Source organism: Streptomyces sp. NPDC088915 (assembly GCF_044749825.1).
In the GTDB taxonomy this organism is placed as follows: Bacteria; Actinomycetota; Actinomycetes; order Streptomycetales; family Streptomycetaceae; genus Streptomyces.
This window is the reverse complement of sequence record NZ_JBIVIR010000014.1, coordinates 30,041-56,101: the sequence shown is the minus strand read 5'-3', so window position 1 is coordinate 56,101 and position 26,061 is coordinate 30,041. Positions and strand designations below refer to the sequence as shown.

Here is a 26,061-nt window from a genome sequence, read left to right as displayed (position 1 = left end):
GGTGGTCAGCCGGCCATCATCTTCTGGATCTCGGTCATGAGCACGGTGAGGGCCGCCCGCTCGGGCACCGTGGTGTCGGGATGCCACAGGTCGGCGAGCAGGCAGGTCCGCGTGCGGTCGCCGCTGTTCCACGCCTCGTGCTCGAAGGAGTAGTCGAAGAGGAGGGTCCTGCCCTCCTCCCAGGTGCGGGTCTCCTCGGCCACCCTGATGCCCGTGCCCTCGGGGATGTCGATGGCGAGGTGCAGGTTGATGCTGAAGTTCCACAGGTCGCAGTGCGGTTTGATGGCCCCGCCGGGCAGCAGCGTGGAGAAGTGCGATTCGAGCAGCGGACAGATCACACCGGTGTCGACCGCGTTCTCCTTGAGCACTTTGTAGGCCGTCGGGGCGAGCGGCTCCGAGTCCGCCACCAGTGCCCCGTCGCGGTAAAGGTAGAGGGCCTGCCAGTTGCGCTGGCGGACGAGGTAGTGCTCGTAGTCCGTGAAGCTCGCCCGGCGCTGCTCCCAGGCCAGCTCCTGTTCCGCTTTGATCCGCGCGTGGTTCTCCTCGAGCGCGGTGACCAGCGGCAGCAGCTCCGGGTAGGCGTACGGGTCGTGCCACGGCTGCTGGGGGATTCCGGGCAGCACCCACTTGGCCGCCTGCTGGAGGGGGTGGCGCCGGTCGCTGCGGCGGCGCGGCTCCAGCATCTCCTCGACCCGCTCCAGCGAATCCGTCCCGTACCGCGCCTTGAGGGCCGCGAAGCGGTCGTCGATCTCCGGTGTCACTGTCTCTCCTGTCCGATCGGGTCTGTCCTGCACGCAAGGGGGCGGGCGCCGCTGCGCGGCACCCGCCCCGTGAGCGTCGCGGTCACGCCGTGCGGCGTACCAGCTTGGGGCGCTCCGCCCCGGTGGTCGGTTCCTGCTCCAGGCTCGCCACCACGCCGGCGACGGTGGGGTTGTCGAAGAGCTTCATCAGATTGGCCTCGACGCCCAGGACGGTCCGGATCCGGTTCACCAGGCGGGTCGCGAGCAGCGAGTGCCCGCCGAGCTCGAAGAAGTTGTCGTCCAGGGACACCGCCTCGACCTTGAGGATCTCGGCGAACAGTCCGGCGACCGCCCTCTCCCGCTCGGTGACCGGGGCCCGGCCGGAGGACAGCGATCCGTAGTCCGGGACCGGCAGCGCACGCTTGTCGAGCTTGGCGTTGCGGTTCAACGGCAGCACGTCCAAGGGCACGAAGGCAGCCGGCACCATGTAGTCGGGCAGCACCAGCGCCAGTTCGGCGCGCAGCGCGGCCACGTCCACCGTGTGGCCCCTCTCCGGGACGACGTACGCCACCAGGCGCTTGTCACCCGGTACGTCCTCGCGGACGATCACCGCGGAGTCCGCCACCGTGGAGTGGGCGTCGACGGCCGCCTGGATCTCGCCCAGCTCGATCCGGAAGCCGCGCAGCTTGATCTGGTCGTCGGAACGGCCGGCGAAGCGCAGGAAGCCGTCCGTCGTCCAGCGGGCCAGGTCGCCGCTGCGGTACATGCGCTCGCCGGGTGCGCCGTACGGGTTCGCGACGAACCGCTCGGCGGTCAGTGCCGCACGCCCCATGTAGCCGCGGCCGAGGTTGGCGCCCGCGAGGTAGAGCTCGCCCAGCACACCCGGCGGCACCGGGTTGAGCTGTTCGTCCAGCACGTGTACCCGGGTGTTGTGGACGGGGCGGCCGATGCTGGCACTCTCGTACTCGGGCAGCGCGCAGCCGGACGCCTCGACGCAGAACTCGCTGGGGCCGTAGTAGTTGAAGACGGTGGTGGCCGGTGCGGTGCGCAGTTCGCTCCACAGCGTCTCGCTGACGGCCTCGCCGCCGAGCATCAGCGTCCGCAGCGGGGTGTCGCCGTCCAGCAGCCCCTCGGCGAGCAGCTGTTGCGCATAGCTCGGGGTGACGTCGATCTGGGCGACACCGTGGCGGACCACGTAGTCGACCATGCGGGCGGGGTCGCGGCGGGTCAGCTCGTCCAGCAGGTGGAGCTCATGCCCGGCGATCATGGCCAGCACGCCCTCCCACGACGTGTCGAAGGCGAGCGAGGCCGACAGGGACACCCGCCTGCGGTCCTCGGGGCCGGTGGGCTGCGGGAACGTGACGCCGGTGTGGAAGTGCCACAGGTTCGTCAGGGCACGGTGGAGCACCGTCACGCCCTTGGGCCGGCCGGTGGACCCCGAGGTGTAGATCACGTACGCGGCATGGTCGAGGCCGAGCGGGACGGGGCGGTCCGCGTCGGTCGGGTTGTGCTCCGGCTGGTCCTGCTGCCTGTGCTCGGTGACCAGGGCCGGCAGCTGTACGGCCACTCGCAGGCCGGCCGCGACGTCCTCGGTGGTGACGAGCACCGCAGGACGGGCGTCGGCGAGGACGGTGCGGATCCGCTCGACGGGGCTCTGCGGGTCGACGGGGGTGTAGACGCCGCCCGCCTTGACGACCGCGAGCCAGGCGACGATCGCCTCCGCTGTCCGCGGCAGCGCGACGGCCACCAGGTCGTCGGCCACGACGCCGAGTGCCAGCAGGCGGTGGGCGAGACGGTTCACCCAGGCGTTGAGTTCGCCGTACGTGAGCCGGGTGTCCCCGGCCACGAGGGCGAGCGCGTCGGGCGTGGCGGCGGCACGCTCCTCGAAGAGGGTGCCGATGGTCTTGTCCGGCAGCTCCGAGGCCGTCTCGGTCCACTGCTCCAGCAGGTCGCGCTCGGCCCGGGTGAGGACGTCGACCGTGGCGAGGTCGCCGTCCGGGTCGTCCGCCAGCTGCCCGAGCCACCGGACGAACCGGTCCACGAGCACGGTCGCGGTGCCCTCGTCGAAGAGGTCCGTCGCGTACTCGAGGGTGCCGTCGATTCCCAGCGGGGTGCCGTCCGGTGCCCGCTGCTCCACGAGGACGAAGGACAGGTCGAACTTCGACAGCGCCATCTTGAACAGTTCGACCCGCGTATCCACGCCGGGGAGCTCCAGCTCCAGCGCGCCGCCGTGCAGTTCGAGGCCGACCTGGAACAGGGGGTGCCGGGAGCGGGTGCGGACGGGGTTGAGCTCCTCCACGATCCGCTCGAAGGGCAGGTCCTGGTGCTCATACGCCTCCAGACCGGTTTCCCGCACCCGCTCCACCAGCTCCCGGAACGTCGGGCGTCCGGACACGTCGGTGCGCAGCACCTGGGTGTTGATGAAGAGGCCGACGAGGTCGTCGAGCGCGTTGTCGGTACGCCCGGCGATGGCCGTGCCGAGGGGGATGTCGGTACCCGCGCCCAGGCGGGAGAGCAGCGCCGCGACGGCGGACTGCGCCACCATGAACAGGGTGCTGCGGGTCTGCCGGGCGATCTCCGCGAGCCCGGCGTGGACCTCCGGGGCGATGCGGAAGCCGATCTCCTTGCCGCGGTAGCTCGCGGCCTGCGGGCGCGGCCGGTCCCGGGGGAGGTCCAGCTCGTCCGGGAGCCCTTCCAGGAAGTCCCGCCAGAACTGCAGCTGCCGGCGGACCAGGCTCTGCGGATCGTCCTCGCTGCCCAGCAGGTCGCGCTGCCACAAGGTGTAGTCGGAGTACCGCACGGGCAGCGGCTCCCATACCGGCGCGCGGCCCTCGGCCCGCGCGGCGTACGCCTGGCCGAGGTCCCGCAGCAGCGGTGTCATCGACCATCCGTCGCAGACGATGTGGTGCAGCACCAGCACCAGCACCTGCTCGTCCTCGGCGATCCGCAGCAGGTGGGCCCGCACGGGCGGGACGTCCGCGTCCAGGTCGAAGGGAAGCTCCGCCAGCTCGCGCAGTACGGCGTCGGTCTTCTCCCGGTCCACGTCCCGCCGCTCCGGCACCAGAGCGGCCTCGCCGGCGGGAAGGACGTGCTGGTACGGCTCGCCGTCCGCCTCGCCGAACACGGTCCGCAGGCTCTCGTGCCGGCCGGCGAGATCGGCGAGAGCCGCCTCCAGGACGGCCGGGTCCGGCGTGCCGGACATCCGGATCACCACCGGGACGTTGTACGTGTGGCTCGGCCCTTCCAACCGGTTGAAGAACCACAGCCGCTGCTGGGCGAACGACAACGGAAACATGCTTACCACTCCAAATCGAGAAAAGAGCCGTCAGGACGACCGGCGGACCAGCTTCGGACGCGCGACCGTGGACGCCCCGTCCCGTTCCAGGCTCGCCACGAGACCCCCGACCGTCGGGGTGTCGAGGATCTGCCGCAGCTGGAACTCCCTGCCGAGCGCAGACCGGAGCCGGCTCCAGAGCCGGGTCGCGAGCAGCGAATGACCACCCATGTCGAAGAAGTTGTCGTCCAGGCTCACCGAGGGCACCCCCAGGACCTCGGCGAAGACGGCGGCCACCGTCACCTCCGTCGCCGTGCGCGGGGCGCGGAGGCGCGCTGCGACGGGGGCGGCGGCGACGGGGTCCAGTGCGGCCAGCGTCGCCCGGTCGATCTTCTGGTTGCGGTTCAGCGGCATCGCGTCGACCTGCGTGAACTCCGCGGGCACCATGTGGTCGGGGAGCTCCTCGAGGAGCCCCTCGCGCAGCGCCTCGGCGTCGACGGGCCCGTCGGCGGTGACGTAGGCACTGAGCAGGGACAGGTCGGCGCCACGGCGGCGCAGCAGGACCACGGCTTCGCGGACCCCGGGCAGTCGGGTCAACTGGCTTTCGACTTCGGCGAGTTCGATCCGGTAGCCGCGGATCTTCACTTGGTGGTCCGTGCGGCCGAGGAATTCCAGCTGCCCGCTCTCGTTCCACAGGGCGAGATCACCGGTGCGGTAGAGCCGCTCGGGCTCCTCCCCGGCCCCGCCCCGCACGAAGGCGGTGGCGTTCAGCTCGGGGCGGTTCAGGTACCCGTCGCCGAGTCCGTCGCCGCCGACGTACAGCTCACCGGGGACGCCGAGGGGCTGGGGGTTGCCGTCGAGGTCCAGGACGTACGCGGTGGAGCGGGCGATCGGGCGCCCGATCGGCACCCTGCCGGTGTACCGCGCGGTGACGGGATGGGTCACGGAGAAGGTGGTGTTCTCCGTAGGGCCGTAGACATTGATGAACTCGCTGCCGGGGCACGCGTCCATCGCCTTGGTCAGGTGCCGTGCGGAGAGGGTCTCGCCTCCGATGAGCACCTGGCAGCCTGCCAGGACCGAAGGTTCCTGCTCCACGATCTGGTGGAACAGAGCCGTGGTCAGGAAGAGCGTGTCGGCCCGGTGTCGCGCGAGGGCGGCGCCGAGGCCGGCCGCGTCGACGACCTCCTCGCTCGGGACCAGGGCGACGGTCCCCCCGTTGAGCAGTGCTCCCCAGAACTCGAAGGTGGTGGCGTCGAAGGCGATGGCGCCCGTTTGCAGAATCCGGGTGTCGGACGACAGCCGCACGTAATCGGTGTTCTTGACCAAGCGGACGACGGCGCGCTGGTTGACCAGCACGCCCTTCGGCCGACCGGTGGTGCCGGACGTGTACATCACGTACGCGGCATCGAGCGGGCCGGTGACCGGGTCCGGTAGCCGGTGCCCGGCATCCGTGATCGCGTACGTCTGTGCCAGGTCCAGGACCGGAATGTCGGTCGCGGGCGCCGGGCCCTCGGACAGGAGGAGGCAGGCGCCGCTGTCGGCGAGCAGGTAGGCGCGCCGCCGTTCGGGAACGCCGGCGGCGATGGGCACATAGGCTGCCCCGAGGCGGAGGACGGCGAGCATGGCCACGAGTAGCCGCGGGGTCTTGTCCAGCAGGAACGCGACGCGGTCGTGCGGACGCACGCCTCGGGCATGCAGGGCCAGGGCCAGGGTCAGCGCCTGTTCCTGCAGCTCCCGGTAGGTCAGGGTGCCCTCGTCGTGGCTGACGGCTTCCCGGTCGGGATGGGCGTCGGCCTGCTCGGCGAAGAGGGTGTAGATGGAGCTCTCGCTCGGGTACGGCTTCTGCCGGGTGCCGCTGCTCAGTTCGCGCAGCCGGCTCCGCTCGGGGTCGGTCAGCAGCCGCAGGCCCGCGATCGTCACGTCCGGCTCCGCGTCCAACTGGCCGAGGAGAGTCACGAGGTGGCCCAGCATCCGGTCGGCGAACGCGGAGTCGTGGATGTGCTCGTGGCAGTCCAAATGCAGTGCGGTCCGCTGTCCGGGCCGGGACTCGACCGAGAGGGAGAGGTCGAATCCGTGGCGATCGTCAGCGGGTCCGTCCAGGACGCAGTGCAGGGTCGGCGGCACGGTGTCCGGAAGGGGGGCGGGGGCCGCAGTCAGCCCGGTCAGGGTTCGCGCGACCTCTTCGCGGACCTGCCGTGCCGTCATCGACGACGGCATGGTGACGGCGAGGGCGGCGCTCCGGTCGGCCGGGGACCAGGAGGACCGCCGGACGCCGATGCGGAAGGCCGTGCTGTTGCTGTACTTCCGGCCGAGGACCAGCGCTGCGGCGGGCAGCAGATCGGCTGCCCGGTGCGCGTACTCCTCCGGCAGGAGAACGGTGCGCCGCAGCGTCCCGCAATGTCCCGGCAGCGAGCACGAACCCCCGAACGGAAAGAGGGACGCCGTGTCTCCTCCATCGGGAAACGCTTCTGCAACAGGCATGTTCTTGGGTTCCGTTCGCTCGTTCCGCACCCGCGGAAAGGGACACGCCGATCAGCTTAAGGACGGGCATTCCGACTGGTCGGCAGGTGCTCGGCAGGAGACCGGCAGCTGAAAAGCGGGGCCCAGGGGGCGTCTCGTAGCGCTGGATCAGGGCCGGGTGTACTCGGAAGCGGTTCCGCACGACCCGGGCGAAGAAGCCACGACGTGCCGGACCAGATTCAGCACCTCCACGGAGGCCGCCCCGTCGGCCGCGGTCTCGTGCCGGATCAGCCCCCGCTGGAGCAGCGCGTGCAGGGCGCGGGTCGTCTCGGCGACGGGCAGGCCCAGTTGCCTGACCAGCAGGCTTGCGGGGCAGGAGGAATCCCTGGCCAGAAGCGCGTGCAGCACTTCGCTCTCCGCGGGCTTCAAGTGGGACACCGCCTCTGCCACCAGGGTGCGGAAGCCGGGCCCCGCGTCGGGCTCGGTCCCGAGCACCAGCTCCAAGAGGTCCAGTGGGCCCTCCTGAACCATGGCCACCATCTGCTCGGGCAGGTAGACGGGGAACCAGGCGGCGGCCAGGTCGAGAGCGAGGGGAATGCCGTCCAGCGTGCGGCAGAGGGCTGCCACCGCCTCCAGCGTGGCCTCCGTATGGATCAGCGTCGGACGGGTGTAGCGCAGGTGCGACAGCAACAGTTCGACGGCGGGCGACGCACAGCTCCCGCCGACGGGACCGCACGCGTTGTCAGTCGCTGCGAGCGGTAGCGGCGGTACGGGAACGGCCCGGACGCCCGCGAATGGACGCGTTCCCCTGGTCGTGGCGAGCACCTGCAGCCCGGCGCACCGGTCGAGGATCGACCTCAGCATTTCCGGCCGGACCGGGGAGGATTCGTATGCGTCGATCACCAGCACCATGGGTCGGTCGCCGATCAAGGCGGCCAGCTCCTCGACAGGCTCCGCGCCGCGCAGGCGGTCCACCACCCAGGAGATGAACATGGCACGCGAGTGGTCGGCGGCCGGTCCGGTACGGGGCATGGCGTCGGAGCGGGGGATCCACACGGTGGGGGTCGGGGTCCCGCCGTGTGTGCTGCGGCGGCGGACCGCTTCGAGGGCCAGTCGGGTCTTGCCGACGCCGGCCAGCCCCACCAGAGCCACCATCCGCTCACGGTCCAGGGCCTCGCCGATCACGGCCAGTTCGGGCACCCGGCCGAACAGCGGTCCGGTCGGAGCGGGGGGCGCGCCTGCCTCGCCCTCGTACATCCGCAGCAGGGTGGTGCCTTCAGCCGGCCGGCCCGCCGCGGACTCGAGGAGCACGCGCGGGGAGCCGCTGAGCCGGAGGGCGTCGGCGAGGAGCTTCACCGTCTGGCCGCGGGGGCGGTGCGCTCGTCCCAGTTCCAGATCCCTGATGGCTCGGACGCTTACCGTGGACAGGCCCGCGAGCTGCTCCTGTGTCAGCCCGACGCGCTTGCGAGACCGCTGCAGCACGTCACCGAAGCGAAGGGCTTCGTGGCCGGTGTCCATGCACTTCTCCTTTCAGATGAGGCGCAGCGGCGCACAGCGGCCCGCTCGCCCGGTCGGATCGTCAGGCGCGGCGGGCCGGAGGGGCGTCCCAACCGAGGTCGGCGGCCGCACGGGGGGCCGGGGAGTCCCAGCCGAGATCGGCGGCGGCCGTGCGGGGGGCCGGGGAGTCCCAGCCGAGATCGAACGACATCTGGGCACCGCCGAAACCTGCGAGGAGTGCTGTCGCGGCGACCCACATGATCACGCCCGTCCGCCGGGAGACGGAACGCATGGATCGACCACTGTTGTGAGCCATTTTGTTGCTCCTCATGCGATTTGCGCTGTTGTTTTCTTTTGTGTGCAAGGGGTCGACTTCGACCTCCTTGAGGCTAGGTCGAGCCGCGCTAGGATCGCCATCAACCGGCCACGTCCGGTTAGCGCAATGCAAGAATCTGAGGGGGCTAAATGCGGTCGAAGGTGGACAACGGACGGCTGGAACTGTCGCCTGAAGCCCTTGAAGCTTTCGACCGGACGATCCGGGGAGAGGCCTTCACGCCCGGTGTGGACCTCCCCGGCGTGTCCGAACTCGTCGAGCTCGGACTCCTTGAGCCGTCCCCCGACGGAACGATCCTGCAGGCGATAGACCCCCGCCGCGTGGAAGGCCGCCTCACCTCCGCCTGGCGCGCCCGCGCCTGGCGGGCGGAACTCCGGGCGGCAGAGGTGGAGCGCGAGCTCGAACCCGTCATCCGGATGTACGCAGCACAGCGCGAGCGCGCCCCGCAGCCGGTGGAGTACTTGCACGGCATGAACGAGATCCGCGAGTACGTCGACCGGGCCAGCCGCGAGGCGGCCGAGGAGATCCTGACCGCCCAGCCGGGTAGCGGCCGGTCCGCCGCCACTCTGGAGGCGGCTCTTCCGCTCGCCCAGGACCAGCTGCGCCGCGGGGTGCGGATGCAGACGCTCTACCAGCACTCGGCGCGTTTCAACGAGCCGACGAAGGCCTACGTCACCGCTGTGACCGAGGCCGGCGGTGAGGTCCGCACCCTGGACGAGTTCTTCGAGCGCCTCTTCGTCATCGACCGCAAGCAGGCGCTGCTGCCGGCCAAGCAGGACCGCACCGTGGCCGTCGTCGTGCACGACAAGGCCTTGGTCGGCTTCCTGGCCGATGTGTTCGACCGGAACTGGCAGCGTGCCGTCCAGTTCAGGCCCGCCTCAACCACTCGGGCTTCCACCGAAGTGATGCCCGCCATCCACGAGATGATCAAACGGCTGCTCGTGGAAGGACTGACGGACGCGGCGATCGCCCGCCGTCTCGGGGTCAGCCCGCGGACCTACCACAACCACCTGGCCCGCATCCGCAAGCAGATGGGCGCCGACAACCGTCTTCAACTGGGCTATTGCCTCGCCAAGGAAGAGGAGGCCGTGGCGGCGTCCGCAGGAGCGGCACCCGGCGGAACACCTGCTCTCGCATAGTCGGACGCCGTCGGGGGCCGGACCTGCTCATGCGCCGACGGTTTCCTGGCTCAGGACGTGGGAGATCATGGTGAGAGAGGACCTCGTGCGAACGCGCGACTTGTCCAGCAGCTCCCAGCGCTCCCCTGCGGCGAGCGGTCCCTGCCTGCTCCGCAGCAGGCAGATGACGGCCCGCAGGCTGCTGATCTGGGCCTGCCCCAGCGGGTCGTCCGCCTCGGTGCACGCCAGCAGGCTCTTCAATGCCGCCTCGACGTGCGACCGAGCCTCCGCGACCTCTGCCCGATCCATTGTCATACCCACAACATAAACAGGGCATCGGCCTGAAATCAGCAGAACAAGGGGAAGTTGCCAGGCAGTTGGCCGGATACGCAACCCGCGCGGCACCGCCTGCTCCCTCCGTCCGAGGAGGCCCTGGACGCACACGCCTCGCTGCCGCCGCCGGAGACCCGGCCGCTGGCGCAACCCGGGGCGTTTCGTTCGGATCACCGCGCAGACCACATGAAGATGCCGCGATGTGGAGTCCGGCCAGGTAAACGGTCGCGGTCTTGTCGTAGCGGGTGGTGATGCCTCGCCACTGTTTCAGGCGGTTGATGCGGTGTTCGACGGTGTCGCGCTGCTTGTATGCCCCACGGTCGAAGGCGGGTGGCCTGCCGCCCCGGCCGCCGCGCCGCAGACGGTGGCCGCGTCGGTCGGCCGGGATGAGGACGACCGCCCGGATCCCGCGCTTGCGCAGGTGCTCGCGGATCACGCGTGAGGAGTATGCCTTGCCGGCCAGGACCACGTCCGGCCCGGTGCGGGGCCGCCCTCGCCGCCGGGGGACGCGGAGGACGACGGTCGAGTCGACCGAGACGATCCGGTTGAGGTCTTCCTCTGCGTCGGCCTGCGCGATCAGCGCGGTGAACGGCCGTTCCCAGGTGCCGCCACCGGCCACCTCGCCGCGGCGTCCGGTCCGGGAGCAACGGCTCGATCCGCGCCCACCGCGCGTCAGTCGATGGCACGGCCAGACCAACGAGTCGACGACCGGGATGAAACGGCCGTATCGCCTCGTCCGATACGAGCTACTGCTCTGTCGCCCCAGGCCGGTAGTTCGGGTTCGCCTGGTAGCCGCCCGAGAGCCGGCCGCGAGCGTCCACCTGCCAAGCCGCGATGATGGCCTCAGGGGGCACGGCTCCGTTCGGATCATCGACCGTGCTTCCGTCGATCTCGTATACCCAGCCCCCTGGATTCGCCTTGGCCTCGGCAACCAGCTCGGGCGGAGGCACCCGCTGCCCACCGCGCTTGCTTCTGAACAATCCCACGCTTGCGCCTCCCCACCCCTGAGGAGCGATGTTACGCAGCGCCGGACGATCCAGACGAAGCGCCCTAGGGGTGCTCGGCGTCCCGGCGCCCGGACCTCGGCAGCCACAGCAGCATCAGGACGGTCGCGCCGAGCAGGATCGACGCGGAGACGCGGAAGGCGGCCGCGTAGCCGGAGGTGAGGGCGGCCGGGTCCGGGGTGCCGTGGACCGGGCCGGTGACGGCGGCGGCGGCGGTGGAGAGGGTGGCGAGGCCGAGGGCGCCGCCCATGGTGCGGGAGGTGTTGACGAGGCCGGAGACGAGACCGGCGTCGCCGGGGGCGGCGCTGGAGGTGGCGAGGGTGGCCAGCGGGGTGGTGGCCAGGCCGATGCCGCCCATCATGAGGATGCCGGGGCCCAGGATGGTCGTCAGGAAGGTGCCGTCGACGCCCATCGTGGACTGCCAGGCGAAGCCGGAGGCGGCGACGAGGGCGCCGGTGACGGCGAGGGTCCGGGCGCCGAGGGCCGGCATCAGGCGGGGCGCGAGCTTGGAGCCCAGGACGACGGCGAGGGAGCTGGGGGCGAGGGCGAGGCCGGCCTGGAGCGGGGTGTAGCCGAGGACGTTCTGCGCGTACACCGTCATGAAGAACCACATGCCGAAGGAGCTCGAACCGAACAGCATGATCGCGGAGTTGGCCGCCGACACCGTGCGCGTGCGGAAGATCTTCAGGGGCATCAGCGGGGCCGCCGCGCGGGCCTCCACGGCGACGAACGCGGCGAGCAGGACGAGCGCGCCGAGGAGCGTGAGCAGGGTCCTGGGGTCGCCCCAGCCCGCCTCCTCGGTCTGGACGATGCCGTACGCGAGGGTGGCGAGCCCGCCGGTGACGAGGATCGCGCCCGGCAGGTCGAGGCGGCGGCCGGTGCCGGGGCGGCTCTCGCGGAGCCACAGGAGCGCGCCGGCGAGGACGAGGACGCCGACGGGGACGTTGACGAGGAGGACCCAGCGCCAGGACAGCAGGTCGACGAGGAGGCCGCCGACGAAGCCGCCCGCCGCGCCGCCGGCCGCGCCGACCGCCGTCCAGGTGCCGATGGCCCGGGTCCTGGCGGGCCCGGGGGCGACCGCGCCGGTGACCAGGGTCAGGGTGGCGGGCGACAGGACGGCGGCGCCGAGCCCCTGCACGGCCCGCCCGGCGACGAGCTGCCAGCCCTCCTGCGCGAGCCCGCCCGCGACGGACCCCACGGTGAACACGGCGAGCCCGAGCAGGAACATCGCCTTGCGCCCGTAGAGGTCGGCGGCCCGCCCGCCGAGCAGCATGAACCCGGCGAAGGCGATCGAGTACGCGTTGAGCACCCACTGCAGACCGAGCGCCGAGAGCCCGAGGTCGGCCCGCAGCGACGGCAGCGCCACGTTCACGACGGAGACGTCGAGCACGACGAGGAACTGCCCGGCACAGGCGACCAGAACGACCGCCCAGGCGCGGGACGCGGGGACGGGAGGGGCGGGGGACGTGCTGGTGACGGAGTCGGTCTGCGGCATGACGGTCATGGTCGCAGAGGCCTCCGACCCGTACGTACGCCGTGGGTCCTACGGCCGTGGCCCGATCCCGGTCCGGTCCCGGCCCACGGGGCCCGCGTCCGGACCGCCCCTCCACCGTCCGCTCGCATTCCCCCGCGAACGACGGCGTCCGGGGCCGGTAGGGTGGGAATCTTGGGCCGGCGAAAGTCGTCCGGAGTACCGGCAAGGCGGTCCCGACACCGATGAACGTCGACGAGACCCCCGCACGAATCCGCCTCGACCACGCCCTGGACGGCCTGGCCGTCACCTTCCGCGGCATGACCGCCCGAAGTGACGAGGTCCAGTGCGACTGCCACTGGGGCAGCGAGGAGGAACTGGCGCTCCTGAAGGTCCCGGACGTCGTGCTCGACCCGGACCTCCTGCACCGCACGTGGACGGCTCCCGACTGGAGGGACCAGGGCGCGGTGTTGCGCCGCATCCTGCCCCAGTTCGCCGGGGTGCTCGTCGCCGGCCGGGTGGAGCCCCTGCTCGGCATGCACGAGGTGGGACGGGCGATCGTCCGGGGCGAGTGGTGGCGGTGGCCCGGGCGACAGGCGGAGGCCGTGCGGGAGTTCCTGCGCGCCTGGTGGGCCCACGCCCTCACCGATCCGGACCCCGTCGTCCCCGTCCACGAACTCCTCGCGTTGTGCGCAGAAGCGTCCGGCACGCTCGGCCCGTGGCTCGCGGTCTGGGAGGCGCTCGACGAGGACGTGGCCGACCGGCACCTGGCCGAGGCCGCCGGCCACTGGGACTACGACCTGCTGGGCGACGAACTCCCCTGGGACACCTGGGAGGAGGAGAACGAGGAGCTCTTCCGGACCGAGCTCGCCGCCTGGCTCGTCCGCCACGCCCCCGCCCGGCTCGGCCCCTCGGGCGACCACGAGGACCTGCTCCACCGCGTCAGGCTCATGGGCCTGACCGGCCCCGCCCGCTGGGAGGACCCTCACTGGCCCGGCTACCGCGCCTGAGCCGGTCCCCCTTGTGACAGCATCGTCCCGGGGACCGGGCCGTACACGGGAGGGAACATGGGCGGGAACTGGTCGGCGCTGTTGATCGCGGTGGTCGGCGTGGCGGGAACGCTGGGAGCCGCGCTCCTGACGCAGGTCCGCGCGGACCGCACCAAACGCATGGAGCTGCAGGCCGCCGCCGACCAGCGGCGCGAGGAACGCGACCACGCCGAGGAGCTGCTCCGGGCGGAGCGGGCCCTGCAGAAACAGCGCGAGACCCTGGAGCTCCGTCGCGCCTGCTACATCAGGCTGAACACCGCCGCGCGCCAGTACCTGACGGAGATGACCAACCACCTCCACGCACTGGAACGCGGCGAGGACGTCGCCGCGTCCCTGGAGAACCTGGAGACGGCCAGGCTGGCCTACCGGGACAGCTACGCGGAGGCCCAGATGATCGTCCCCGACGTGGTGTCACGCCCCTCCGGCGCGGCCAAGTCGCGCTTGAACGCGGCCTACGGAAAGCTCAGGAAGTACGCGGCGAACCCCACCGCGTACGCGGCCGAACTGCTGACGATGGAGGACGAACTCCACCAGGAGGTCTGGCCCTACGTGGGTGCGATGAAGAAGGCCATGCGCGCCGACCTGGGCGTCGAGGACTGAGCGGACCGCCCGTTGTCAGTGGGGCCTGTCACGATCTCCACGAGTCCGGACGACTGGAGAGAGCGAGTACGCCATGGGTACCTGGGACATCGGCCCCTTCGACAACGACACCGCCGCCGACTTCTCCTACCGGGTGGACGAGGCACCGGTGGAGAAGAAGGCGGAGGTGCTGCGCGGGGCCTTCCGGGAGGTGGTCGGCACCGGTGGTGAGTACCTCGACGCGGACGTGGCGGTGGAGGCGATCGCCTCGGCGGCCCTCCTCGCGGCGCAGTGCCCCGGCGGGGAGCCGGTCACCACGTCGTACGGTCCGAAGGAGCCGCTGCCCGTGCTCCCGGCCGAGCTCCGTCCGGAGGCCGTGGCGGCCCTGGACCGTGTGCTCGTCGAGCCGTCCGAGCTGCTGGAGTTGTGGGAGGAGTCGGGCGGGGAGGAGTGGAAGGCGGGGGTACGGGGACTGCGGGCGATCCTGGCGGGGGCCTCTTGACGGGGCGGGAAGCCCCGGCCGGGGAACTCACTCGTACAGCGCCGCCCGCAGGTGGGCGATCAGGGCGTCGTCCGGGACCTCGGTCGGGGCGGCCCCGGCGCGTACGACCTCGTAGTGCCCGTCCCTCCGCTCGTACACCAGGACCTGGCGGCTCTCCCGGTGCATCGGGTCCACCTGGAGGCGGACCGCGCGGTGCGACATCGTCGGGAACGCGTTCCGCAGCGCCCCGTCCGCGTGGAGGCGGCGCAGGAGGTCCCGCTGCCCCCGGTAGTACGCGGACGACAGGAGGCCGGCCCACTGCGTGGCCGTGGGCTCCCCGGCCGCGAGCGCCCCGGTGAACCCGTCGAGGTCCAGGAAGCCGAACCTCGCCGCGAGTTCGTCGTACGGCACGCCCTCCCACCACGCGGCGATCGCCTCCACGAGCGTGCCGAGGTCGTCCGTGGAGCCGATGTCCCAGCCGAAGTCGGGGATGTGGACGCGGAGCCGGAACAGGCGCTCCTCCGGCGCGAGGTCGACGGACAGGTAGCCCCTCGTCGTGTCGACGGCGAGGGGGTCGGTGGCCCAGGACGGCAGCCCGATGTCACGGCCGCGCCGCGCCGCCTCCTCCCGCAGGGCCTGTACGAGGCCGCCCGCGGCGGTCACGTCCGGGTACGGGTCCTCTTCACGGGCTTCCATGTCCGCCTCCTCGTCGTGATCACGTTCCGGGTCCCCGCCGAACGGGCCGGTCCCCGTCCTCAGCCGTCGAGCGCGCCCCGCAGGCCCGGCCCCGTCATCTCGACGACGACGGCCGTCTCCCGCAACCCGTCCGGCAGGTTCGCCCGTTGTTCCTCGTCGCCCACGAGGACGCCGTCCGGAAGGACGACGGCGGCTCCGAGACGGCCGGCCAGTTCGGCGACGAGGTCCACGACGCCACCGGGCGGGAAACGGTGCACGCCGACGCCGGTGGCGCTCACGTCCACCTCAGCCTCTCCCCCGTCGGCCGCCCGGATCAGCAGTTCCCCGGCGTCCCGGCCCGCGCGTGCGACGTGGGGCGCCAGCACGTCCCGGATCACCCGGTCGTCCAGCACCTCCGGCTCACCGTCGGCGAACCGGTGCAGGGAGACTCCGTACCCCATGCGCATGCCCTCCCTCGTGCCCGTGTCCCTCACACGCTTTCATGCCGCCCCCTCGCCGTACCGGGGCCCGTAGCGGTGGCGGTACTCCGTCGGCGTGAGGCCCGTCTCGCGGCGCATCAGGGTGCGCAGGTGGGCCGCCGTGCCCAGGCCGCTGCCCCGGGCGACCGCGTCGAGGCGGACCTCGCCCCGTTCGATCAACCGGCAGGCCAGGGCGACCCGTTCGCCCGTCAGCCACGCCAGCGGCGTCGTGCCCAGTTCCGCCCGGAAGCGGCGGTGCAGGGTCGCCGGGCTGACGGCGGCCCGGTCCGCCAGGTCCGCGACGGTCAGCGGCCGGTCGAGCCGCTCCTGCGCCCACGCGAGGACCGGCGCGAGCGACGCGTCCGGGACGTCCGGTACGGGGCGCTCGACGAACTGCTTCTGCCCGCCGTCCCGGTGGGCCGCGAAGACCAGGCGCCGGCTGACCGCGTTCGCGGTCTCCGCCCCGTGGTCGCGCCGGACGACGTGCAGCCCGAGGTCGAGCGCCGCCGAACTCCCCGCCGCCGTCAGGACGTCCCCGTCGTCCACGAACAGCACGTCCTCCTCGAACCGCACCGCCGGGAACCGCCGCCGGAAGGAGTCCGCCCACTGCCAGTGCGCCGTGGCCCGCCGCCCGTCCAGCACCCCCGCCTCCGCCAGCGTGAAGGCCCCGCTGCAGAAACCGACCAGCCGGGCCCCGCGCGCGTGCGCCCGCCGCACCGCGTCGAGCACGTCCGGGCGGCGCGGCACCTCCACGTCCGGCCGGTTCGGCACGATCACCGTGTCCGCCCCGTCCGCCGCCTCCAGGCCGGCGACCCCGGTGAGGGTGAAGAAGCCGTCCCGCATGAGGGTGTCCGGATCCGGCGAGCAGAGCCGGAAGTCGTACAGCAGCTCCCGCCCCTCCCCCAGCTCCGGCCTGCGCAGCCCGAAGACCTCCGTGGCACAGCCGAGCTCGAAGGGGTTGGAGTGCGCGTCGACGATCACGACGACCCGGTGGAGCGGTGCGACTGCACGCGGTTGCGAGGATCCTTGCGGCATGTGCGATTCCTAGCACTCGCGCCCGGTCCGCGCCACGGCCGAGGATCGGTCCATGCGCAACGAACCCCTTTCCCTCGCCACCGCCCTCGCCTCCTTCGACGCCCTCTGGAGCCCCCGCGTCGCCACCCGCGTCAACGACTACGACGTCCGCGTCGCGAAGGTCCGGGGCGAGCACGTCTGGCACGCCCACGACGACACCGACGAGTTCTTCCTCGTCCTCGACGGCGAACTGCACATCGCCCTGCGCGAGCCCGCCGGCGAGCGTACGGTCCGCCTCCCCCGCGGCTCCGTCTTCACCGTCCCGCGCGGCACCGAGCACCGCCCGTCCTCCCCCGACGGCGCCTCGATCCTCCTGTTCGAGCCCACCGGCACGTCCACGGTCGGCGACCGCCACGACGAGGTCCCGTCCCACGTCGACGCGACGACCGGCCACGCGCTGGACCTCTGAGGCCGGGCCCGGACGAGGCCCACGTACGTGATCCCCGCCCCGGCGGGTAGTGCCGGGGCGGGGATCGTCGTTCCTACGAGGGTCGCCGCGGTCAGCGGCCGAGACGCCCCTCGGCGGCGGCGCTCACGAAGGCCGCGAAGGCGGCCGGCGCGGCGAGGAAGGCGGGGCCTTCGGGGTTCTTGGAGTCCCGGACGGCGACGTGCGCGGTGAGGTCGGCGACCTCGACGCAGTTGCCGCCGGTGTCCGAGCTGTACGAGGACTTACGCCAGGCGGCGGTGCCGAGCGGGGCGCACTCGACGCAGTCACCGCCGTTGTCGCCGCTGTACGAGGACTTACGCCAACGCGCGCCCGTCAGGTTCTGGTTGCTCCCCATAGTGCTCCTCCATGACACGGGCGATCAGTGCGGCCGAGTCCTCCACCGAGAGGGCGGCTGCTTGCAGGTGATCGTAACGGAGCGAACCCTCCCTGAACGCGGCCGGATCGGCGGTCATATGCCCTTGTACGAAGTCCTCGGTGTACACGAGGTCGGGGTCGTCGTCGAACCGCAGCAGGTTGAACTCGCCGGGCAGACCAGCGTGCGCCCCGGCCGTGAACGGCAAGATCTGGATCTTGACCCAGTCGTGCTCCTGCATGCTCAACAGGTGGGCGAGTTGGCCTCGCATGACCCGCTTGCTTCCGATCTCCTGACGCAGTACCGCCTCGGTCAGGACGACCCACACCAGAGGTGGCGTCTCCCGCTCCAGGATCCGCTGCCGATCCATTCGGGCAGCGACCTTGGCGTCGAGATCCCCTTCCGTCCGTACCCCGAGCACGGCGCGCGCGTACGCCTCCGTCTGGAGCAGACCGACGACCAGTTGGGGCTGGAACGAGGAGATGTACGTCGCCCGCGCCTCCATGTCCGCGTACGGCTGGAACCAGGTCGGCAGCTGGCACCGCAGCACCAGGCCCACCAGCCTCGTGAACGTCCCGCCCGTCATCAACGCGGCGTCGAGTTGTTCCGAGAACCGCCTCGTCGGGACCTTCTTCGCCGTCTCTATCTGGCCGATCAGCGAGCCCGTGCAGTAGACGACGTCACCGAGCTGCGACTGGTTCAGTCCGGCCGCCTCCCTCAGACGGCGTAATTCCGCCCCGTAATAGTCCAGCGGCGAGGCGCTGGGATCGAGGTTGCGGATGTTGACCACGGCGAGGTCACCCCCCAGATCGACGCATCAAGGCGTTGTGTTCGGGCCGTAGCCGAGCGTAACGAAAGAGGACCATCCTGGGGGCATGAATCAGGCAACAGACCTCTACCCTGCGGAACTTGCCACGAGTTACCGGATGGGGTTCACCGTGGGTGAGCACTCGGCCGGTCACATGCGCCGCATCCTGCACATGTTCCTCACGCGGTGGGAACTCGTCCGATTGTCCGACCCCGCGACCCTCGCGCTCACCGAGCTCGTCGCGAACGTCGTCCGGCACGTGCCGGGCCGCAGGTGTTCCGTGCTGATCCTGCGCGAGCCGCACGGGCTGCGGGTGGAGGTGGCGGACGGGGTGCCCGGGACCCTGGTCGCGAAGGCGGGCGGGGAGCTGGACGAGGGCGGGCGGGGACTCGTCCTCGTGGAGGCCGTGACGGACCGGTGGGGGGTCGAGGAGCGGGCCGGCGGGAAGACGGTGTGGTTCGAGTGCGACGGGTAGGGCACGATGGGCGCCCGTACCGCCGTACCCGTCAGTAGGAGCCACCGTGTTCGAGCCCAACCCCGAGATCCTTGCCGCCTTCGAGGCCGCGAAGGGCTTCATGCCCGTCGGGGAGGGGCTCGCGCTGTACGGGGCCGCCGCCGAGGCCGCCAAGCTGGGGCTGCCGCTCCTGGAGGTCGGGACGTACTGCGGGCGGTCCACGATCCTGCTCGCGGACGCGGCCCGGCAGGCGGGGACGGTCGCGGTCACCGTGGACCACCACCGGGGCAGCGAGGAGCAGCAGCCGGGGTGGGAGTACCACGACCCGACCGTGGTCGACCCCGAGGTGGGCCTCATGGACACCCTGCCGACCTTCCGGCGGACCCTGCGCAGGGCGGGCCTGGAGGAGCACGTGATCGCGGTCGTCGGGCGCTCCCCGCAGGTGGCGAAGGTGTGGGCCGGGCAGCTCGGCCTCGTGTTCGTCGACGGCGGGCACACCGACGAGCACGCCGTGAACGACTACGAGGGCTGGGCCCCCAAGGTCGCCCCCGGCGGTCTGCTGGTCATCCACGACGTCTTCCCGGACCCGGCGGACGGCGGCCAGGCCCCGTACCGGATCTACCTCCGCGCCCTGGAGTCGGGCGACTTCGAGGAGGTCTCGGTCACCGACTCGCTGCGCGTGCTGCGCCGCCGCTGAGGCGGGAACGGGCGACGGCCGCCCCCTCACGAGAGAAGGGCGGCCGCCGGGCGGGGTTCCGCGTCTCAGAATCCCGACGTCACGTACAGGCAGTTCGTGTAGCTGTAGCCCGGTTCGATCTTCGTCTTGCTCGACTTGGTGTCCCCGGCCGACGACGTGCCGGTGCCGTCCCGCTTCTGGAGGAAGTGGTAGGTGCCGGCGGGCAGCAGCAGAGTCGCCTTCGGGTACTTCGAGGACGGGCCGGTGCACGCCTTGATCTTCTTCGGGTCCAGGAAGACCGAGCCCGGGTACTTGGTGCAGGTCGCGCACGCGTTCAGCGTGATCTTCCCGGTCGTCGGGCCCGTGTAGAGCAGGTCGACCGAGCCGGGGCCGTCGTTGCTCACCACCATGACCATCTTGGCACCGCCGGGAGCCTTCGCCGGGGGCAGGCTCTTGCCGGCCTCGGGCTCCTCGTCCGCGATCTCGGCGGCGATGGCGATCGAGCGCGCGTGCGCGGCCTTCGGGCTGCCCGGGTGGTCCTTGGCGAACTGGGTCATCGTCGTGGCCGCGTCGTCGAAGTCCTTGTTCTTGAACTGCGAGGTCCCGCAGGCGAAGTCGCCCTTCTCGACGGCCGCCTCCGCCTGCCCCGAGGCGCCCCCGAGGGCGGAGTCCGGCATGGCGGCCACGGTGGTGCTGATCGTGCGCAGCTCGACGACCGTGTCGCAGGGGGCGGTGCCGCCGTCGATGGCGGTGGACCGCGTCTTGATCGCCTCCCGGACGGCCGGTCCGACGCGGGTCGCCCGGTCCGACTTCGGGAAGGTCTCCAGGAGCGCGTTCAGGCTCTTGTCGGCGGAGGGGTCGGCGGACTGCACGCCGAGCGCGGCCGTCCCGCACTCGTAGAGCGACTCGGCCAGCGGCTCGTCCGCCTTCGCCGGGCGGGAGCCGAGGAGGTCCTTGTCGAGCGTGCCGGACAGGCCCCGCAGGTGCGTGAGCGGCGCGACCGCCTTGCAGTAGTCCTTCTTCTCGTACGGGGCGGAGAGCTGCGCGTAGTACGCGTCGAGGCGCGCGGGGACCAGTTTCCCGGCCCGCGACCCCGCGTGCTTCGTGCCGAGGTCCTGGTAGGTGTCGAGCGCAAGCCGGTAGAGGGGCTCGGCCCGCTCGAAGAGGAGGCCCTCGCCGGACTTCACCCGCTCGTCGGCGGTGGCGAGGCGGGCGAGCAGGGCCTCCTCCTTCGCCTCGTCGCGGGCCGCCCCGTACGCGAGGGAGCCCCCGGCGGGCACGGCGAGCAGCACCAGGGCGAGCGGCAGCGCCAGGCGCCGGAGGCCGGTGCCGATCCGGAGGGTGGCGCGCAGTCCGCGCCGGAAGCCGTCGGCCGCGGCGGCGAGCAGGACGACGCCGTACCCGACGAGGACGCCGACGGGCACGCCGTCGACGTCGGCGGGGAGCGCGACCACGAGCAGGGCGATCGTGGCGAGCCAGCAGAGCGCGGCGCCGATCCAGTTGCGCAGGAGCACGTACCCCAGGCCGAGGCCGGAGAGGTTGAGCAGGCCGATCGCGGCGGCCTGCGCCGGGTTCGCCGGGCCGGGCGGCTGCGCGGGCGGCGGGGTCCCGGGACCGGGCGGCGGGCCGTAGCCGGGAGGCCCGTACCCCGGCGGTCCGTATCCCGGCGGGGGCCCGTAGCCGGGCGCGGTCGCGGGGCCGGACTGCGGGTAGCCGTATCCGGGCGCGGCGGCGCCCGCGCCGACGGGGACCGGGCCGGAGGGCTCGCCCGCGGGCTGTTCGGGGGCCTGTCGGGGGTCCTGTCCGGCCGGCTGCCCGGACGCCTCCGGCGGCGGGCCGAAGGCGAGCGTGGGCGTGGCGGGCGGCTGGGCCGGCGGGGGCGGGGCAGCCGCCGGGCGCGCCGGGGCCCAGGGCGGCGCCTCGGGCGCCGGACCCACGCGCGGGTCGGGAGCCGACGGGCCGCCCTGCCCGCTCCCGCCGCGGCCCTGGTTCTGGTTCTGGTTCTGGTTCTGGTTCTGGTTCGGAGCGTCCTCGCCCGGGACTCTGTCCGCCGGCTCGGGACGTGCGTCGTTCGGTTCTTCCCCCACCACGGTCCCCCTCGTGGGTCCATGCGCGGTGGCACTCCACCGTCGCCTCTTGCTGGATACCCTTCACCGTCTCCGCACACGCGTCCACCGTTCTTCGGGAGCGGTGACCAATCTGCGACGCACCCCTGCACGTTTTCGCCCTTCGCACGGCCTAAAGTCGCGGGGTGCCGAACGACCAGTGGAAGACCGCCCGCCGTACCCTCGCCCTCGTCCTCGCCGCCACGGGCTGCTGCGCCGCGCTCGCCGGGTGCGGGACCGCCCCGGACCCGGCCGCCCCGCCGTCGGACAAGGCCCCGGGCTCCCGGGAGCCGTCCACGTCCGTTCCCGCCTCCCCCTCCGCCCCCACCTCCACCTCCACCGCGCCGGAGAACCGTTCCCTCACCGGGAGGACCGTCGTCGTCGATCCCGGTCACAACCCCGGCAACTTCCAGCATTCCGAGGAAATCAACCAGAAGGTGAACATCGGGACGAACCGCAAGGAGTGCGACACCACGGGCACGTCGACCGACGCCGGGTACACCGAGGCGTCCTTCACCCTCGACGTCTCCCACCGGCTGCGGGACCTCCTCGTCGCGCGGGGCGCGAAGGTCGTGCTCACCCACGACGCCGAACGCCCCTGGGGCCCCTGCATCGACGAGCGGGCCCGGATCGGCAACGAGGCCCGCGCCGACGCCGTCGTCTCCGTCCACGCGGACGGTTCGGCCGTCGGGAACCGCGGTTTCCACGTGATCCTCCCCGCGCGCGTGCGGGAGGGCGCCGCCGACACCGCGAAGATCGTCGGCCCCTCCCGTGAGCTGGGCGAACGGATCGCGGACCGGTTCGCCCGCGCCACCGGCACCGCGCCCTCCAACTACCTCGGCGGAGGTACCGGGTTGGACGTGCGGGACGATCTCGGCGGACTCAATCTCTCAACCGTCCCCAAGGTGTTCGTCGAATGCGGCAATATGCGTGATCCGAAGGACGCGAAGCTGCTCACCTCGGCGGCGTGGCGACAGAAGGCGGCGCAGGGGATCGCGGACGGCATCGGCACCTACCTCAAGGGGTAGAACCGGCGGGCGATAGATTCTCCGTACGACGGGGCCACCCCCCTGCCACGAACTCGAGCGCCACTCCGTCGCGACGACGACCGACGCGACGACGACCCGACGAAGGACTTCTCACGTGAATATCCGCTCCCTCACCCGAGGCGATGGCGTGCTGATCGGCGCAGCGGTGGTGCTGTTCATCGCCTCGTTCCTGGACTACATCTCCTACAAGGGCCTCACGATCGACGCCCCGAACGCCTGGGACTCGCTGGGGAACGCCATCGGCGTCTACCTGGTGGGAGTGATCGGCGCGGCCCTGGTCGTCCTGAACCGCGCGCTGCCCCAGCCCCGCAAGGTCCTCGGGCTCGACCTCGGCCAGGTCGGGGTCGCGGCGACGCTCTTCACCGCGTGGTCCCTCTTCTGGACCGTCCTCGACCTCGGTGAGGTCGACGCGGGCGCCGGTCTGATCCTCGGCCTGATCGCCGCGCTCGTCCTCGCCGCCGCCGCGGTCGCCGGTCCGCTCGTCCCGGCCCTCCAGGCCCCGCTGGTGGGCGCGCCGCGTCCGCAGACCCCGCAGCCGTACGGCATGCAGCCGGGTCAGCCCGGTCCGCAGGGCGTCCCCGGCGGCTACGGCTACCCGGGCGCGCAGCAGCAGCCGTACGGGGGCGCGCACGACGCCTCGCACGGTGCGGGCCACCCGTTCGGCGCGCAGGCCCCCGCCCCGCAGCCCCAGCCCCAGCCGCAGGCCGCCCAGCAGCCCGAGCCGCAGCCGGCCCCGGCGCAGCCCGCCTCGGACTTCGCCCCGTTCTGGTTCGCGGTCCCGGTCGCCCGTCCGCTGTACGCGGAGGACGGCGGACAGGCCCCGATCGCGGAGCTGGCGCCCGGCACCTGGTACCTGGCGGTCGAGCAGCGCGGCCAGGCCCTGGTGGCGCAGACGCAGGACGGGCGCCGCGGCGTCCTCCAGGACACCACCGGCATCCAGCGCGGCTGAGTTCCGTCCATGCCGAAGGCCCCCCGTCCGGACGGGGGGCCTTCGTCGTTCCCGGGGCTCAGCCGCCGAGCTGGGACGTGCTGGGCACCTGGTCCTTGACCTCCGCGCCGGCGCTCTTCCCCGCGTCCTTCACGCTGTTGATCACGCTCTCGAAGGCACCGACGTCCCCCTCGCCGACCTCGCCCTTGCGGAACTTGGTGCCGAGGTCCTTGAGCGAGTCGATGCCCGCGGTGAGCGGCGCGACCGCCTTCGAGAGCAGCGGGTCGCCCTGGGCGTTGTTCACGGCCGCCTTGAGCCGGTTGTACGTGAAGGCGCCCGCGAGACCGGCCTTCACCAGGGCGAAGGTGCGCCCGTCCGCGCCCTTCTTGAACTTGCCGGCGCGGTACGGCTTCACGATCCACTGGTACGTGGCGCCCGCGGCGAGACCGGCGTTGGCCACGAACCGGGTCTTGGCCAGCTTCTGCCGCTCGGCGCTGCCCGACGGGGACGGGGCCCCCGACGGGTTCGCGGAGGCGCTCGCGCTCTGCGCGTCGTCGTCGTTGCCGCAGGCGGCGGTGGTCAGGAGCAGGGCGCAGCACAGCGGCAGCGCCACGGCTCCGCGCGAAAGGGTTCCGGGCACGGCGGGGTCCTCCCTGGGGGCTGTGGCGCCAGCCTCGCCCCGGGGCCGTACGGGCGCCACCGGGGCGGCTCCGTACGGGTACCGGCCCTTCGTCCCGGGGGCTCGTCCCAGGCGCTCGTATCAGGGGGTGAGGTCCCCGCAGCAGTCCGGTTCGAGGCCGACCGGGAGGCGCTCGCCGCCGAAGACGGCGACCGTGGCCTCCTCGCCGCCGAGCGCGGCCACCGCGAGCAGCAGGGACCCGGCGGTCCAGCTGGTCTGCTCCTCGGGCCACATCGCCTTGTCGGCCTCCGTGGCGCCCTCGAAGACGTACCCCGTCCAGTACATGCCGTTCGCGGCCCGCAGGTGCTGGATGTCCTGGAGGATGGTGAGGGCCCGGTCGGACTCGCCCACCGCCCAGAGGGCGAGGGCGAGTTCGCAGCTCTCGCCGCCGGTGACCCACGGGTTGGGGACCACGCAGCGCACGCCGAGGCCGGGCACGACGAACGCGTCCCAGGACGCGTCGATCCGGGCCCTCGCCTCCTCGCCGGTGACCGCGCCGCCGAGGACCGGGTAGTACCAGTCCATCGAGTAGCGGGACTTGTCGAGGAAGCGCTCGGGGTGGCGGCGGATCGCGTGGCCGAGGGCCCCGGCCGCCAGCTCCCAGTCCGGCTGCGGCTCCTCGCGGGCCTCGGCGATGGCGAGGGCGCAGCGCAGGGCCTGGTGGATCGAGGAGCTGCCGGTGAGGAGGGCGTCGGTGACGGGCTCGCCGGAGGGCTCACGCTTCCAGCCGATCTGGCCGCCGGACTGCTGGAGCCCGAGGACGAACTCCACGGCGGCGTAGACGACGGGCCACATCCGGTCGAGGAAGGCGTCGTCGCCGGTGGACAGGTGGTGGTGCCAGACGCCGGCCGCCACGTACGCGACGAAGTTGGACTCCCGGCTGCGGTCGGTGACCCGCTCCGGGTCGCCGTCGTGGTAGGCCGCGTACCAGGAGCCGTCGGCGTTCTGGTGGCGGGCGAGCCACGCGTAGGCGCGGGCGGCGGCGGCGTGCTCGCCGGCCGCGTCCAGGGCCATGGCGGCCTCGACGTGGTCCCAGGGGTCGAGGTGGTGGCCGCGGAACCAGGGGATGGCGCCGTCCTCGCGCTGGACGGCGAGGATCCCGGCGACGGTCTCGGCGGCCTGCTCGGCGGTGAGCACGCCGGGCAGGACGAGGTGCTCGGCGATCCGCTCGGGACTCGTCACTCGGCATCGGCCTTCGGGAGGTGGGGCTTGGTGGCGTACGCCACGAAGCTCTTGCCGACGACCGGGTTGAGGAGCTGCTCGGCGACCCGGGTCAGGGCGGGCTTCTTCATGATGTCCCAGACCAGGAGCTTGTGGTAGGCCCGGACCGGCAGCGCCTTGTCGTTGTCCACGCCGAAGGCGCACTTCAGCCACCAGTACGGCGAGTGCAGCGCGTGCGCGTGGTGGGTGCCGTAGGGCTTGAGGCCGGCCTGCCGGATCTTGCCGAGGAGCTCGTCGGCCCTGTAGATGCGGATGTGGCCGCCCTCGACCTCGTGGTACTCGTCGGAGAGCGCCCAGCAGACCTTCTCGGGGCCGTAGCGCGGGACGGTGATGGCGATCCGGCCGCCCGGCTTGAGGACGCGGACCATCTCGGCGAGGACGCCCTTGTCGTCCGGGATGTGCTCCATGACCTCGGAGATGATGACGACGTCGAAGGAGGCGTCGGGGAAGGGGAGGTTGAGGGCGTCGCCCTCCATCGCGGTCGCGGTCGCGCCGGCGGGGGCCTCCCCGGCCTCCTTCATGGCCGCGAACCACTTGGCGACCTCGCGGATCTCCTCGCCGTTCTGGTCGAGGGCCACGACCCGGGCGCCGCGCCGGTAGCACTCGAAGGCGTGCCGGCCCGCACCGCAGCCCAGGTCGAGCACGCGGTCGCCGGGGGCGAGCGGGAAGCGGGTGAAGTCGACGGTCAGCACGAGGGCCTGCTTTCGCGGTGGAGGGAAGGTTGTGGGCAGGCGTTCCGCGGGGCGGAACGGGTGGGCACAACCGGCCCACCG

The 26,061-nt window shown here is 72.2% G+C and carries 25 protein-coding genes and 1 pseudogene; 9 read left to right on the top strand and 17 right to left on the bottom strand.

The window, feature by feature from the left end:
* Positions 1-5 precede the first annotated feature (5 nt).
* The 5 genes from ACIP5O_RS24435 to ACIP5O_RS24415 form a co-directional block, all read right to left on the bottom strand.
* Positions 6-761 (bottom strand): aspartyl/asparaginyl beta-hydroxylase domain-containing protein, encoded by a 756-nt coding sequence (locus ACIP5O_RS24435; protein WP_401296656.1) that lies wholly within the window; start codon positions 759-761, stop codon positions 6-8.
* 82 nt (positions 762-843) lie between these two features.
* Entirely contained in the window at positions 844-4,035 is a 3,192-nt protein-coding gene (locus tag ACIP5O_RS24430; protein WP_401296654.1) for an amino acid adenylation domain-containing protein, read from the bottom strand.
* 30 nt (positions 4,036-4,065) lie between these two features.
* Positions 4,066-6,495, bottom strand: a complete 2,430-nt coding sequence (locus ACIP5O_RS24425) for an amino acid adenylation domain-containing protein (RefSeq protein WP_401296652.1) — start codon at positions 6,493-6,495, stop codon at positions 4,066-4,068.
* 147 nt (positions 6,496-6,642) lie between these two features.
* On the bottom strand, positions 6,643-7,992 hold the full coding sequence (locus ACIP5O_RS24420) for a helix-turn-helix domain-containing protein (RefSeq protein WP_401296650.1): 1,350 nt from the start codon (positions 7,990-7,992) through the stop codon (positions 6,643-6,645).
* A 61-nt stretch (positions 7,993-8,053) separates the two neighbouring features.
* Entirely contained in the window at positions 8,054-8,287 is a 234-nt protein-coding gene (locus ACIP5O_RS24415; protein ID WP_401296648.1) for a hypothetical protein, read from the bottom strand.
* 149 nt (positions 8,288-8,436) lie between these two features.
* Here ACIP5O_RS24415 and ACIP5O_RS24410 point away from each other — a divergent pair, with 149 nt between their 5' ends.
* The gene (locus tag ACIP5O_RS24410; protein WP_401296646.1) at positions 8,437-9,444 is read left to right on the top strand and encodes a LuxR C-terminal-related transcriptional regulator; all 1,008 of its coding nucleotides are present in this window, start codon (positions 8,437-8,439) and stop codon (positions 9,442-9,444) included.
* A gap of 27 nt (positions 9,445-9,471) precedes the next feature.
* Here ACIP5O_RS24410 and ACIP5O_RS24405 read toward each other — a convergent pair whose 3' ends face one another.
* The 3 genes and pseudogenes from ACIP5O_RS24405 to ACIP5O_RS24395 form a co-directional block, all read right to left on the bottom strand.
* Positions 9,472-9,738 carry a hypothetical protein gene (locus ACIP5O_RS24405; protein ID WP_401296984.1) on the bottom strand — a complete coding sequence of 89 codons (267 nt, stop codon included), beginning with the start codon at positions 9,736-9,738 and terminating at the stop codon, positions 9,472-9,474.
* 172 nt (positions 9,739-9,910) lie between these two features.
* Positions 9,911-10,285: pseudogene (locus ACIP5O_RS24400) on the bottom strand (transposase); the annotation flags it as partial.
* A 521-nt stretch (positions 10,286-10,806) separates the two neighbouring features.
* Positions 10,807-12,255 carry an MFS transporter gene (locus ACIP5O_RS24395; protein WP_401296644.1) on the bottom strand — a complete coding sequence of 483 codons (1,449 nt, stop codon included), beginning with the start codon at positions 12,253-12,255 and terminating at the stop codon, positions 10,807-10,809.
* 221 nt (positions 12,256-12,476) lie between these two features.
* Between ACIP5O_RS24395 and ACIP5O_RS24390 the strand changes: the two genes are divergently transcribed.
* The 3 genes from ACIP5O_RS24390 (at position 12,477) to ACIP5O_RS24380 (ending at position 14,361) form a co-directional block, all read left to right on the top strand.
* A complete protein-coding gene (locus ACIP5O_RS24390) occupies positions 12,477-13,241 on the top strand; it encodes a hypothetical protein (RefSeq protein ID WP_401296642.1) in 765 nt (254 codons plus the stop codon).
* A 57-nt stretch (positions 13,242-13,298) separates the two neighbouring features.
* Positions 13,299-13,880: a hypothetical protein gene (locus ACIP5O_RS24385; protein ID WP_401296640.1), complete on the top strand. Its 582-nt coding sequence runs from the start codon at positions 13,299-13,301 to the stop codon at positions 13,878-13,880.
* Positions 13,881-13,953: 73 nt separating this feature from the next.
* Positions 13,954-14,361 (top strand): DUF4259 domain-containing protein, encoded by a 408-nt coding sequence (locus tag ACIP5O_RS24380; RefSeq protein ID WP_401296638.1) that lies wholly within the window; start codon positions 13,954-13,956, stop codon positions 14,359-14,361.
* A 27-nt stretch (positions 14,362-14,388) separates the two neighbouring features.
* On the opposite strand, the gene ACIP5O_RS24375 is transcribed toward ACIP5O_RS24380, so the two are convergent.
* The 3 genes from ACIP5O_RS24375 to ACIP5O_RS24365 are packed head-to-tail and all read right to left on the bottom strand — an operon-like array spanning position 14,389 to position 16,529.
* On the bottom strand, positions 14,389-15,036 hold the full coding sequence (locus ACIP5O_RS24375) for a hypothetical protein (protein ID WP_401296636.1): 648 nt from the start codon (positions 15,034-15,036) through the stop codon (positions 14,389-14,391).
* Positions 15,037-15,095: 59 nt separating this feature from the next.
* Positions 15,096-15,476: a hypothetical protein gene (locus tag ACIP5O_RS24370; RefSeq protein WP_401296634.1), complete on the bottom strand. Its 381-nt coding sequence runs from the start codon at positions 15,474-15,476 to the stop codon at positions 15,096-15,098.
* A gap of 39 nt (positions 15,477-15,515) precedes the next feature.
* Positions 15,516-16,529, bottom strand: coding sequence for a GlxA family transcriptional regulator (locus tag ACIP5O_RS24365; RefSeq protein WP_401296633.1), 1,014 nt, complete (start codon positions 16,527-16,529; stop codon positions 15,516-15,518).
* A gap of 52 nt (positions 16,530-16,581) precedes the next feature.
* Here ACIP5O_RS24365 and ACIP5O_RS24360 point away from each other — a divergent pair, with 52 nt between their 5' ends.
* Positions 16,582-16,977 carry a cupin domain-containing protein gene (locus ACIP5O_RS24360; protein WP_401296631.1) on the top strand — a complete coding sequence of 132 codons (396 nt, stop codon included), beginning with the start codon at positions 16,582-16,584 and terminating at the stop codon, positions 16,975-16,977.
* Positions 16,978-17,068: 91 nt separating this feature from the next.
* Here the strand turns inward: ACIP5O_RS24360 and ACIP5O_RS24355 are convergent, their stop codons facing one another.
* Together ACIP5O_RS24355 and ACIP5O_RS24350 are read right to left on the bottom strand one after the other, a co-directional pair.
* Entirely contained in the window at positions 17,069-17,350 is a 282-nt protein-coding gene (locus ACIP5O_RS24355) for a DUF397 domain-containing protein (protein ID WP_401296629.1), read from the bottom strand.
* Positions 17,310-18,158 carry a Scr1 family TA system antitoxin-like transcriptional regulator gene (locus ACIP5O_RS24350; protein ID WP_401296627.1) on the bottom strand — a complete coding sequence of 283 codons (849 nt, stop codon included), beginning with the start codon at positions 18,156-18,158 and terminating at the stop codon, positions 17,310-17,312. Before ACIP5O_RS24350 ends, ACIP5O_RS24355 begins: the two co-directional genes overlap by 41 nt.
* A 136-nt stretch (positions 18,159-18,294) precedes the next feature.
* Here ACIP5O_RS24350 and ACIP5O_RS24345 point away from each other — a divergent pair, with 136 nt between their 5' ends.
* Together ACIP5O_RS24345 and ACIP5O_RS24340 are read left to right on the top strand one after the other, a co-directional pair.
* Complete coding sequence (locus ACIP5O_RS24345; RefSeq protein ID WP_401296965.1) at positions 18,295-18,651, top strand: ATP-binding protein; 357 nt, start codon at positions 18,295-18,297, stop codon at positions 18,649-18,651.
* A 100-nt stretch (positions 18,652-18,751) separates the two neighbouring features.
* Positions 18,752-19,327, top strand: coding sequence for a class I SAM-dependent methyltransferase (locus ACIP5O_RS24340; protein WP_401296963.1), 576 nt, complete (start codon positions 18,752-18,754; stop codon positions 19,325-19,327).
* A gap of 65 nt (positions 19,328-19,392) precedes the next feature.
* Here the strand turns inward: ACIP5O_RS24340 and ACIP5O_RS24335 are convergent, their stop codons facing one another.
* Positions 19,393-21,393, bottom strand: coding sequence for a hypothetical protein (locus tag ACIP5O_RS24335; RefSeq protein ID WP_401296625.1), 2,001 nt, complete (start codon positions 21,391-21,393; stop codon positions 19,393-19,395).
* Positions 21,394-21,557: 164 nt separating this feature from the next.
* On the opposite strand from ACIP5O_RS24335, the gene ACIP5O_RS24330 reads away from it, so the two are divergent.
* Together ACIP5O_RS24330 and ACIP5O_RS24325 are read left to right on the top strand one after the other, a co-directional pair.
* The gene (locus ACIP5O_RS24330) at positions 21,558-22,439 is read left to right on the top strand and encodes an N-acetylmuramoyl-L-alanine amidase (protein ID WP_401296623.1); all 882 of its coding nucleotides are present in this window, start codon (positions 21,558-21,560) and stop codon (positions 22,437-22,439) included.
* 148 nt (positions 22,440-22,587) lie between these two features.
* Positions 22,588-23,409 (top strand): hypothetical protein, encoded by an 822-nt coding sequence (locus tag ACIP5O_RS24325; RefSeq protein WP_356544444.1) that lies wholly within the window; start codon positions 22,588-22,590, stop codon positions 23,407-23,409.
* A gap of 58 nt (positions 23,410-23,467) precedes the next feature.
* Here ACIP5O_RS24325 and ACIP5O_RS24320 read toward each other — a convergent pair whose 3' ends face one another.
* The 3 genes from ACIP5O_RS24320 to ACIP5O_RS24310 form a co-directional block, all read right to left on the bottom strand.
* Positions 23,468-24,028 carry a hypothetical protein gene (locus tag ACIP5O_RS24320; RefSeq protein WP_401296621.1) on the bottom strand — a complete coding sequence of 187 codons (561 nt, stop codon included), beginning with the start codon at positions 24,026-24,028 and terminating at the stop codon, positions 23,468-23,470.
* Between the two features lie 120 nt (positions 24,029-24,148).
* Positions 24,149-25,249 (bottom strand): prenyltransferase, encoded by a 1,101-nt coding sequence (locus ACIP5O_RS24315; protein WP_401296619.1) that lies wholly within the window; start codon positions 25,247-25,249, stop codon positions 24,149-24,151.
* Positions 25,246-25,980, bottom strand: coding sequence for a class I SAM-dependent methyltransferase (locus ACIP5O_RS24310; protein WP_356544450.1), 735 nt, complete (start codon positions 25,978-25,980; stop codon positions 25,246-25,248). The genes ACIP5O_RS24315 and ACIP5O_RS24310 overlap by 4 nt, the downstream gene beginning before the upstream one ends.
* Between the last annotated feature and the right edge of the window lie 81 nt (positions 25,981-26,061).